Raw genomic sequence first — 9,643 nt, 5'->3', positions numbered from 1 at the left:
CGACCACTGTTCGAGAGTTGGCCGTGACAGTCGACGCCCGCCTCGAAGACGCGGCAACTGCGCGTCGACGCACGGCAGGCGAACACGACGTGCTCGTGCCGCTGCGCACAGAGGGAAGCAAGGCACCGATCTTCCTGATCGGCGGTGCAGGCGTCGGCGCGATGGCATTTCTGAATCTCGTCAAGCACATCGACGCCGACCGGCCGGTGTATGCCCTGCAGGCGCACGGCCGCGGCAAGCGAGGACGGCCGGACCGGACGATTCGGCGAACCGCGAAACGCTACGTCGACGCTGTTCGCACAGTCCAGCCCGAGGGCCCGTTCCATCTGGTCGGCCACTCGCTCGGCGGCTGGATTGCCATCGCGATGGCAGAGGAGATCCGAGACTCCGGCCTCGGGTCTCCCCACCTGTTGCTCCTCGACACACGGCTGTTTCGGCATCTGCTGGACAGGTTGCCCGGCGGTACCGAGGTTCCGGCTGCGCCGCCGGCGCAGACGCGTGAAGAGGCGGGCTTCCACCTAGGCCGCGTCGGCACCGCTGCCCTCTGGTTACGGATGCAATTCGCCGGGCTGCTGCGGTACCCGACGACGATGGAATGGTTGGTTTTCGCAAGCATCGGGTACGTGGCGTTGAACAAGCACGTGCCGACACCGTGGTCGGGGTCGATGACCGTGGTTCGCACAGCGGAGAACGTGAAAGATCTCAGGTCGTGGCAGACGGTCGGCCGTGGTGAGCTGACCTTCGTCGACATCTCCGGAGATCACGTCGACATGCTGCGTGAACCGATGGCCGAGCACTTGGCCGAGACGATCGCGAACACCTTCGACGATGCGGGCCTCGCACACTGATCGACGGTCTGTCGTTGGGTGGGCTCAGCTTGTACGTTTGTGCCAACGGCTCACCGAGCCACGCGCCGATCCGGGCATCACACGACGAGGAGGTCGACCATGAGTTCATCGTACGAATTGCAGTCGGTGGAACTACACAAGGACGTCCTGCGATACGTGGACATGGGCGAGGGCCCACCCGTGATTCTGGTGCACGGACTCCTCGGATCGCATCAGTCCTGGGGCCCGCAACTCGAGCGTCTGTCGCAGAAGTATCGCGTCATCGCTCCTGACCTGTTCGGGCACGGAGACTCCGACAAGCCGTCCGGCGACTACTCGCTCAGTTCGCACTCGGCCACCATTCGCGATCTCATGGATCACCTGAACATCGACTCCGCCCCGATGGTCGGTCACTCGCTCGGCGGGGGCATCGTCATGCAGCTGACGTACCTCTTTCCCGAACGCGTCGATCGCCTGGCGTTGGTCAGCAGCGGCGGACTCGGTCCCGAGGTGAGCCTGCTCCTCAAGGCTGCGACGCTGCCCGGCAGTGAGCTGGTTCTGCCGCTGCTCGCATCGGACTGGTTCCGCAAGAACGCAGAGGGCGCGCTGGCGCAGTTGGGCAAATGGGGTCTGCCGGTCAAGCCAGGTCCCAGCATGGCCGAGACCTGGCGGTCGTTCCGGTCGGTTGCCGACCGCTCCACCCGCGGGGCCTTTCTGGCGTCGACGCGAGCCGTGGTGGGCCCGCGTGGGCAGACCGTGAGCGCGAAGCAACATTTCGAGAAGTTCGAGTCCATTCCGTCGCTGCTCGTCTGGGGCGGCAAGGACCGGATGATTCCCGCCAAGCACGCCGACAACATCCGACGTGAGGTTCCCAACAGTCGCGTCGAGATCTTTCCCGACGCCGGCCATTTCCCCCAGCTCGACGAGCCGGACTTCTTCTTCCGCTTGCTCGACGAGTTCCTCGACGCAAACGAGTCCGACAAGAGCGCGCCCGCGGCCATCACCCCGGCGGCTGTTCCGTTGCAGCACCCGTGAGCGTGACCCCGATGTTCCCGCTCGGCAGCGTGCTGCTCCCCGGTGAACGCCTACCACTACACATCTTCGAGCCGCGCTACCGAGCTCTGGTCCACGACTGCCTGAAGCAGGACGATCCGAGCTTCGGTGTGGTCCTCATCGCACGTGGGCACGAGGCCGGTGGCGGCGACGTCCGGCACGATGTGGCCACGACCGCACACATCATCGGTCATGAGTCCATCGGCGACGGCAGATATCTGCTCGACTGCGTCGGCGGCGAACGGATCAGGATCGACGCCTGGCTGCCGGACGATCCGTACCCACAGGCCGACGTTCGAGCGTGGCCGGACGAAGAGACCGATGCGGTGATCGCCGACACCGAGTTCGACGCCACTTGGGCGCGGATCGAGGATCTCTACGAGCTGATCGGTCGACTCGAATCGACGGAAGTCGTTTCCACACCCGGTGTTCCGGACTTCCTGGGCCTGCCGATTTCGGCCGCCGAGAAGATCTGGTCGCTGACAGCTCTGATTCCGATGGGTCAGTCCGATCGACTCGACATCCTGTCTGCACCCAACGCCAGAGCGCGCAAGACCGCACTCGACGACGCCATCGAGAATGTCACGGCGGTGGTGCAGTTCAGACTGCAACCCTGATACCTACGAAACACGTCAGGCCCGACATCATCGATGTCGGGCCTGACATGTGTAGTAGCGGGGACAGGATTTGAACCTGCGACCTCTGGGTTATGAGCCCAGCGAGCTACCGAGCTGCTCCACCCCGCGTCGGGTGTTCACCACGCTACATGCCATCTCGGCAGTCTCCCAATCGCCAGGTCAGCCGCACGCTCTACCGTTCAGGTATGCCCATTGCGCTGTCTCCAGTCCTGACCTTCCCGCACGCCGCCGTCGCGCAGATCACGCTGAGCAACCCGCCGGTCAACGCGCTGACCCGTCCGGCGACGCGGCGACTGCGCGCCGTGCTTCTCGAATTGGCCGACGACGCCGCGATTCGGGCGGTCGTTCTCACCGGCGACCGGGTGTTCAGCGCCGGCTCGGACATTTCCGAGATGCCCGAGATGCAGGACCACGGTGACGTGCTCGCCCGCAAGAGCATTCTCGAGAACGCCACCCTCGAGATGCTCGACGATCTGCCGCTGCCGACGGTCGCGGCAATAGACGGATTCGCGTTGGGCGGCGGCCTCGAGCTGGCGCTGTGCTGCGACCTCGTCGTCGCCGACGCAGGGGCTCGACTCGGACTCCCGGAAATCGACCTCGGTGTGATCCCCAGCAGCGGCGGATCGATGCGCGCGCTGCGGCGGGTGGGTCAGGCGCGCGCCGCCGAACTGGTGTTACTCGGCGAGCCGATCTCGGCCGAGACTGCACTGGAGTGGGGTCTGATCAATCGGGTCGCTCCACGCGGACAGACGTTGTCGGTGGCACTGGGCTTGGCGCAGGCGCTGGCGCACAAGTCCCGCTCTGCCGTTCGAGCGAACAAGCGTGCCCTCGCTCTCACGTTCGGCGAGTCCCCCGGCCTACCGGCGCAACGGGCATTGCCGGTGTTCGAGGAGGCGTTCGAGTCGGCGGACGGCAGGGAGGGCGTGCGCGCCTTTCTCGCCAAGGAGTCACCCGAGTTCGGGTAGGCGGCGCTTGACCAGAATCGTTGCGCCGGTGACGATCTCCCATCCGATGATGGTGTAGACCGAGATGCGCTCGAAGGTTCCGCCGCCGAGGATTCCGGTGTCGGCGAGAAACAGGGTCAGCCCAACCAGACCGGCCACGCCGGCAGTCGCACTGCCCACGGTGTACCAGCGCGGCGCGCCGACGCGGCCGCCGTACCGTCCTGCCGCCAGCAACACCAGGTTGCCGCCGACGATCGCCATGCCTGCACCCACCGCATGGGGCGTCGAAGCCCCGTCCACCGAGGCGTGGGCGAGCCCGACGACGATGCTGCCGACACCGTGCACAACGGAGGTGCCGGCGACGATCCACCGCGCCCGGCCTTCGAAGAGCACCGACAGTCCCAGCCCGGCCAGGACGAACAACGTGCCGTCGACAACGAAGCCGGTGTTCATCACCGCGTGCAGCGGCGAGATGTCGGGGATGCCGAGATCGCTGATGTTGTTGCGGGCGTAGCTGTACGGCCGGTCCGTCCAACCGAGTGCGGCGACGGCTTCGGCGGCCAGATAGGTCACCCCACCGACGAGGAAAGCCCCGGCGGCCAGGACGGTCGTTCTCTTCACAGCTGCACGTCCACTCCCGGAGCCCCGATACACCTGGCGTGTACCGATTGGTACAGTACCGGCTCATGAGCGATCGCCACGACGTGGTGCCGATACTCGCAGGGGTGTTCCGCGACCATGGGTTCGACGGTTCCTCCCTCGCGGTCATCAGCAAACAGACCGGCCTGGGGAAAGGCAGTCTCTACCACTACTTTCCGCGCGGAAAGCAGGAGATGGCCGAAGCCGTCCTCGACGACGTGGAGCTGTGGTTCCACCACAACGTGTTCGAGCCGTTGCGACAGGGCACCGATCCCGCGTCGACGACGCATGAGATGTTCGAGCAGACCGCGCGATACTTCCGGTCCAATCGTCTGGTGTGCCTGTTCGGCGCATTCACACTCGGTCTCGAACGTGCTGTGTTCTCTGGACGCGTCGCAGCCCATTTCACCCACTGGATCGACGCGCTCACCCCGGTACTGAGTCGCCTGGGACACGGCGAATCGGCAGCCGAACTGGCCGAGGAGATCGTGGCCGGAATTCAGGGCGCACTGGTGCTCTCACGCGCCTCGGACGATGCGACGCGGTTCGATCGATTGTTGGCGCGCCTGGAAGCCTCGGCGGCGCGCGTGCCGGTGGGGGTGCACGTATGAATCCCAAGCCCGCACCCCAGCTGAAGACGTTCGGAATACGAGAACTGCTGCGACTCATCGTCATCGGCACGGTATTGGCGTACTTCCAGATCGTCGCGGTCGGCCGCTGGGTGCGCGCGCCACGGCGCGGGTGGCCGCTGCACGCCTCGGAGGCCGTCGTCGACGCCTTCTTCGTTCTCGGCCCCACCTTCGTCAAGGTCGGGCAGCTGATGGGATCCTCGCCCGGGCTGTTCCCCAAGGTCCTCGCCGACACCTGCCTGCGCTGCCTCGACGAGGTGCCACCGTTTCCCGGGTCGCATGCGCGAGCGGTGATCGAGGCCGATCTGGGCCGCGGAATCGACGACCTGTTCTCCTCGTTCGACGACGTGCCGCTCTCGTCCGCCTCGGTCGCTCAGGTGCATCTGTGCGTGCGCCGTGACGACGGCCGTGAAGTGGTCATGAAGGTACAGCGGCGAGGCATCTACCACCGCATGAAGATCGACCTGCGTATCGCGTACCTCATCGCCCGCGGACTCGAGAAGTTCATTCCGTTCTTCGCCACGGCCAACGCGTCGGCGATCATCGTCGACCTGCACGCCGCCACCTTCGCCGAACTCGACAGCGCCGTGGAAGCCAAGCGACAGGCCAGCTTTCGCGCGGCCATCGGCGCGTTCGGCGACAACGCCCACGTCACCGCGCCCGAGGTGTTCCTGGACTACTGCGGCGGCCGCGTCATCTGCATGGAACGCATGCACGGTTCTCCCCTCGACCGCTACGAGCCGGGAGAGCAGTCCGAGCTCATCGTCCGCCGCGCCGCCAAGGTCTGGATGGAAGCCCTTGTGCTGCATGGTCTCTTCCACGGCGACGTGCATGCGGGCAACGTGTGGGTACTCGACGACGGCAGGGTGGCGTTCCTCGACTTCGGAGTCATGGGCGAGGTGGACGAGCAGTGGCGCGCACTGCTGCTCGATCTGTTTCACGCCACCGTGATCGACGGCGACTTCACCCGACTGGCCGGTACCGTCAAGCGGCTGGGAATCGTTGCGCCGCAGATGGGTTCGGACGCCGAGGTCGGGGCGATCCTGCAGTCGGTGTTCGCTCCGATGCTCTCGGCAACGCTCGCGCACTTCAGCCTGGCCGACTTCATTCGAGCGCTGGTGAACATGGGCAAGCAGTACAAGACGTCGAGCCCGGAAGAATTGATCCTGGTGGCCAAGCAACTCGGCTACTTCGAGAGATACGCCATCGAACTGGCACCGAACTGGGCCCTGGGTACCGATCCGTTCGTGTTCAAGAACGTCTTTCCCGCCGAGATCGCGGCACTGGCCGAGGCGCGAGGCGTCGAACTGCCGGAGTGACCCGGCAGCTCGACCCAGCCTCGACCGAGAATCAGTGGGTGAAGTCGAGCACCACTTTGCCTGCCGCAGTGCGGTTCTCGAGCGAGGCAATGGCGGCGGCAGCATCGGAAGCCGGGAACACCGACGGCTCCGGCGCACCGAGAGAACCGTCGGCGAGGAGCGGTTCGATCTCGGACCACTGGGTGGCGAGGTAACCCGGGCGCGTCATCCACCACGCACCCCAACCGACGCCGACGACGTCGACGTTGTTGAGCAGCAGTCGATTTACCTTGACCGTCGGGATCTCACCACCGGTGAAGCCCAGCACCAGGATTCGGCCCGAGGGCGCGAGCGAGCGAATGCTGTCGGTGAACCGGTCACCACCCACCGGATCGACGACGATGTCGACGCCACGGCCGCCGGTCAGTTCCTTCACCGCGTCCTTCCAGCCGTCGACGAGAACGACGTCGGTGGCTCCGGCGGATCGTGCGATGTCGGCCTTGGCCTCCGAGCTCACCACAGCGATCACGCGAGATGCCCCGAGCACCGGAGCCATTCGCAGCGCGGAGGTTCCGATGCCCCCTGCTGCGCCGTGCACCAGAACCGTCTCGCCCGGTGCCAACCGGCCACGTTCCCGGAGCGCGAAGTGCACCGTCAGGTCATTGAACAACAGCCCAGCGCCTGCGGAGAGCGACACCGACTCCGGCAGCGCGAACACCGTGTCCGGGGATACGACGGCGACCTCGGCCATACCGTCGCTCAGTCCCGTCAGGGCCGCTACTCGATCACCGGCGGAGAAGCCGGACTCCGGCGGAGCCGACCGAACGATGCCGGCGATCTCGCTGCCGGGGACGAACGGCAACTCGGGCTTGTACTGGTAGAGCCCGCGAGTGAGCAACGCATCGGGAAAAGCGACGCCGGCGGCATGGACCTCGATGACCACCGACCCGTCGCGCGCAGCAGGCTCGTCGATGTCCACCACACTCACCGAGTCGGGTCCGTCGAGGCTGGAGATCTGTACCGCGCGCATGAGTTGTCCTCTCGGTCGGGATCGTTCCCTGCACGCCACCGTACAAAACTGCAGCAATCACCGTCGCTACCGGCATGCGCGAAGTGCTGGCCTAATGGGTCGTTCCGCAGGCTCCACTCCTGCTGTGCTCCAATCGACGGATGAACACCACTCCCCTCACCGTCGTCCGTCCCGACGGGGATGCCCGCGGCGGCGTCATCGTCATCCAGGAAGCCTTCGGCGTCACCGATCACATCGTCGACGTCTGCAACCGCCTCGCCGCCGCCGGTTGGGTCGCGGTCGCACCGCACCTGTTCCACCGGCAGGAGGGTGTGACCGTGTTGTCGTACTCGGACATGGATTCGGCGATGGCGGCAATCGGGCGGCTGGAGGCGGACGAGGTGGACTCCGACGTGGACGCGGCGGCGAGTGCCCTCGCCGAGCTCGGATTCGAGCCCTCGTCCATCGCGATCGTCGGCTTCTGCATGGGCGGCACCGTCGCGTTCCACACCGCTGTTCGACGGCAACTCGGTGCGGCAGCGACGTTCTACGGCGGCGGAATCGGCAAGGGCCGCTTCGGTTATTCCGCAATGGCGTCGGTGGGCGACGCACTGCAGACACCCTGGCACGGATTCTTCGGGGATCTGGACGAGGGCATCCCCGTCCAGGAAGTCGAGACGCTGCGCGAGATCACCGCAACGGCGCCGGTCGACACGGAGATCACCCGCTACGAACACGGCAAGCACGGGTTCCACTGCGACGACCGCCCCGCCGTGTTCGACGCCGACGCCGCCGCCGACGCCTGGGGCAAGACGCTCGAGTGGTTCGACGCCCATGTCGCACGCTGAGCCACCCCGCTCCGACGCCGAACTCGCAGACGAGACCGAAGGCATCGTCGCTTTCTGGACCGAACTGTCGCTGCCGGGACTGTTCGACGTCCACACGCACTTCATGCCGAAGAACGTGATGGACAAGGTGTGGAGTTACTTCGACAGCGCCGGGCCGCTGACCGGCAGCGTCTGGCCCATCTCCTACCGGTTCGCCGAAGAGCAACGGCTCGAGGTCATTCGGGGGTTCGGAGTCCGGCACTTCACGTCGATGATCTACCCGCACAAGCCGGCGATGGCAGCCTGGCTCAATTCCTGGGCAGCAGATTTCGCGGCGCGCACCCCCGACTGCCTGCACACCGCGACCTTCTACCCCGAGGACGGTGTCACCGGGTACGTCGAGCAGGCGTTGACGAGCGGTGCCCGAATCTTCAAGTCGCACATTCAGGTCGGGAACTATTCACCGAACGATCCGCTGCTCGACGGCGTCTGGGGCGCACTCTCGGACGCGCAGGTACCCGTGGTGATCCACTGCGGGTCCGGCCCGGCTCCCGGCACCCATACCGGCCCGGAGCCGATTGCGGCACTGCTGCAACGGTTTCCCGAACTCCCGTTGATCATCGCGCACATGGGGATGCCGGAGTACGGCGACTTCCTCGATCTGGCCGATCGCTACCGGAACGTGCGACTCGACACCACGATGTCGTTCACCGACTTCTCCGAGGCGAGCGCACCGTTTCCGAAACACGAACTGCCCCGGCTGGTCGACCTGCAGGATCGCATTCTGTTCGGCAGCGACTATCCGAACATCCCGTACCCGTATCTGCATGCCCTGCAGGCGGTGCGCCGACTCGACCTGGGAGACGACTGGGTTCGTGCAGTGTGCTGGGGCAACGGCGCCGCACTGTTCGGATAGAGAGGTTCTCTAGACCCAGAACTCGGCAATACGCTCGGCGATGGCATTGCCCTGCGCCCGTCCGGCAACGGCCGCAGCCGATCGGACCGCGATGTCGGTGGCATCGGGGCCGATCGCGGCCGCCGAATCTGCGTCGGGGGCAATCACTTCCACCTTCGAGCCGCCCTTGACCAGCCGCTCCCGTTCGATGTCGAACGGATCGTGCTCGAGGTCGAGTGCACCGACCCTGAACACCAGTACCTTCTCGAAACCGACTGCCAGATCCGCATTTTCGCTGGCGCGGATACCACCGTCGACGTAACGATGATCACCGATCGTCACCGGCGGCCACATTCCCGGGATGGCGCAGCTCGCGGCCACCGCATCGACCAGCTGAACGCCCGAGCCACGATCGAGAACCCGATGCCGACCGCTCACCGCGTCGACCGTGACGATCCGCAGATCGCGGTTCGGCCAGGAGTGCGACGGCAATCGCCGCTCGATGATGGCCCTGCGCTCACGCTCGCTGATCGTCGAGGCCGCCAGCGCCTCGGTGCCGATACGCCTGCGCGTGTCGATGGCACTGCCGTCGGAGTTCTGGGCAGCCCGAGCCAACATGGAAACCAGTTCGTCGATGGTCGAGTCGGCATGCGGTTCGTGGTCCTGCTTCGCTTCGTCTGCCTGTCGCTCGAACAGCTCGGTCAAGGCGGCTCCGCTCGAGATCTGGGCTGCGACCGAGGACCCGGCCGAGGTCCCCAACAGCATCTCGGCGTCGCTGACGTCGGCTCCGGCTTCTGCCAATCCCAGTAGGACACCCGTCTGCCACGCAATGCCTGCGACTCCGCCGCCGCCCAATACGAGTGCTCGCCTGGTCATGGTCGTAC

11 protein-coding genes and 1 tRNA gene are annotated in these 9,643 nt (G+C 65.9%); 8 read left to right on the top strand and 4 right to left on the bottom strand.

Features of this window, described 5'->3' with window-relative positions:
- The 3 genes from A2J02_RS07215 to A2J02_RS07205 all read left to right on the top strand — a co-directional run.
- A partial coding sequence (locus A2J02_RS07215; protein WP_156516130.1) for a thioesterase domain-containing protein occupies nucleotides 1-848 on the top strand: 848 nt, incomplete at its 5' end.
- A gap of 99 nt (nucleotides 849-947) precedes the next feature.
- A complete protein-coding gene (locus A2J02_RS07210) occupies nucleotides 948-1,862 on the top strand; it encodes an alpha/beta fold hydrolase (RefSeq protein WP_068048623.1) in 915 nt (304 codons plus the stop codon).
- Nucleotides 1,859-2,497 (top strand): LON peptidase substrate-binding domain-containing protein, encoded by a 639-nt coding sequence (locus tag A2J02_RS07205; RefSeq protein ID WP_068048615.1) that lies wholly within the window; start codon nucleotides 1,859-1,861, stop codon nucleotides 2,495-2,497. The genes A2J02_RS07210 and A2J02_RS07205 overlap by 4 nt, the downstream gene beginning before the upstream one ends.
- 55 nt (nucleotides 2,498-2,552) lie before the next feature.
- Here the strand turns inward: A2J02_RS07205 and A2J02_RS07200 are convergent.
- Nucleotides 2,553-2,626, bottom strand: a tRNA-Met gene (locus A2J02_RS07200).
- A gap of 77 nt (nucleotides 2,627-2,703) precedes the next feature.
- Between A2J02_RS07200 and A2J02_RS07195 the strand changes: the two genes are divergently transcribed.
- Nucleotides 2,704-3,483 carry an enoyl-CoA hydratase/isomerase family protein gene (locus tag A2J02_RS07195; protein WP_068048612.1) on the top strand — a complete coding sequence of 260 codons (780 nt, stop codon included), beginning with the start codon at nucleotides 2,704-2,706 and terminating at the stop codon, nucleotides 3,481-3,483.
- Here the strand turns inward: A2J02_RS07195 and A2J02_RS07190 are convergent.
- Nucleotides 3,466-4,083: a DUF998 domain-containing protein gene (locus A2J02_RS07190; RefSeq protein WP_068048609.1), complete on the bottom strand. Its 618-nt coding sequence runs from the start codon at nucleotides 4,081-4,083 to the stop codon at nucleotides 3,466-3,468. The genes A2J02_RS07195 and A2J02_RS07190 overlap by 18 nt on opposite strands.
- 65 nt (nucleotides 4,084-4,148) lie before the next feature.
- On the opposite strand from A2J02_RS07190, the gene A2J02_RS07185 reads away from it, so the two are divergent.
- Together A2J02_RS07185 and A2J02_RS07180 are read left to right on the top strand one after the other, a co-directional pair.
- Nucleotides 4,149-4,712, top strand: coding sequence for a TetR/AcrR family transcriptional regulator (locus A2J02_RS07185; RefSeq protein WP_179276486.1), 564 nt, complete (start codon nucleotides 4,149-4,151; stop codon nucleotides 4,710-4,712).
- Nucleotides 4,709-6,049, top strand: a complete 1,341-nt coding sequence (locus A2J02_RS07180; RefSeq protein ID WP_068048606.1) for an ABC1 kinase family protein — start codon at nucleotides 4,709-4,711, stop codon at nucleotides 6,047-6,049. Before A2J02_RS07185 ends, A2J02_RS07180 begins: the two co-directional genes overlap by 4 nt.
- A 31-nt stretch (nucleotides 6,050-6,080) precedes the next feature.
- Here A2J02_RS07180 and A2J02_RS07175 read toward each other — a convergent pair whose 3' ends face one another.
- A complete protein-coding gene (locus tag A2J02_RS07175; protein ID WP_068048602.1) occupies nucleotides 6,081-7,058 on the bottom strand; it encodes an NADPH:quinone oxidoreductase family protein in 978 nt (325 codons plus the stop codon).
- 140 nt (nucleotides 7,059-7,198) lie between these two features.
- Between A2J02_RS07175 and A2J02_RS07170 the strand changes: the two genes are divergently transcribed.
- The gene (locus A2J02_RS07170) at nucleotides 7,199-7,885 is read left to right on the top strand and encodes a dienelactone hydrolase family protein (protein ID WP_068048599.1); all 687 of its coding nucleotides are present in this window, start codon (nucleotides 7,199-7,201) and stop codon (nucleotides 7,883-7,885) included.
- Nucleotides 7,872-8,780 carry an amidohydrolase family protein gene (locus A2J02_RS07165; RefSeq protein WP_068048596.1) on the top strand — a complete coding sequence of 303 codons (909 nt, stop codon included), beginning with the start codon at nucleotides 7,872-7,874 and terminating at the stop codon, nucleotides 8,778-8,780. The genes A2J02_RS07170 and A2J02_RS07165 overlap by 14 nt, the downstream gene beginning before the upstream one ends.
- Before the next feature lie 9 nt (nucleotides 8,781-8,789).
- On the opposite strand, the gene A2J02_RS07160 is transcribed toward A2J02_RS07165, so the two are convergent.
- Entirely contained in the window at nucleotides 8,790-9,635 is an 846-nt protein-coding gene (locus A2J02_RS07160; protein WP_068048593.1) for a patatin-like phospholipase family protein, read from the bottom strand.
- Between the last annotated feature and the right edge of the window lie 8 nt (nucleotides 9,636-9,643).

It is taken from the genome of Rhodococcus sp. EPR-147 (assembly GCF_001647185.1).
Classification (GTDB): domain Bacteria; phylum Actinomycetota; class Actinomycetes; order Mycobacteriales; family Mycobacteriaceae; genus Rhodococcoides.
The sequence above is the reverse complement of the archived record's forward strand: the minus strand, read 5'-3'. Positions and strand labels throughout refer to the sequence as shown.

What these genes read in the sequence shown, in the direction of transcription:
- A2J02_RS07170 (WP_068048599.1), top strand. Translation starts at nt 7,199, where the DNA reads ATGAACACCACTCCCCTCACCGTCGTCCGTCCCGACGGGGATGCCCGC.
- A2J02_RS07195 (WP_068048612.1), top strand. Translation starts at nt 2,704, where the DNA reads ATGCCCATTGCGCTGTCTCCAGTCCTGACCTTCCCGCACGCCGCCGTC.
- A2J02_RS07180 (WP_068048606.1), top strand. Translation starts at nt 4,709, where the DNA reads ATGAATCCCAAGCCCGCACCCCAGCTGAAGACGTTCGGAATACGAGAA.
- A2J02_RS07175 (WP_068048602.1), bottom strand. Translation starts at nt 7,058, where the DNA reads ATGCGCGCGGTACAGATCTCCAGCCTCGACGGACCCGACTCGGTGAGT.
- A2J02_RS07160 (WP_068048593.1), bottom strand. Translation starts at nt 9,635, where the DNA reads ATGACCAGGCGAGCACTCGTATTGGGCGGCGGCGGAGTCGCAGGCATT.
- A2J02_RS07165 (WP_068048596.1), top strand. Translation starts at nt 7,872, where the DNA reads ATGTCGCACGCTGAGCCACCCCGCTCCGACGCCGAACTCGCAGACGAG.
- A2J02_RS07185 (WP_179276486.1), top strand. Translation starts at nt 4,149, where the DNA reads ATGAGCGATCGCCACGACGTGGTGCCGATACTCGCAGGGGTGTTCCGC.
- A2J02_RS07210 (WP_068048623.1), top strand. Translation starts at nt 948, where the DNA reads ATGAGTTCATCGTACGAATTGCAGTCGGTGGAACTACACAAGGACGTC.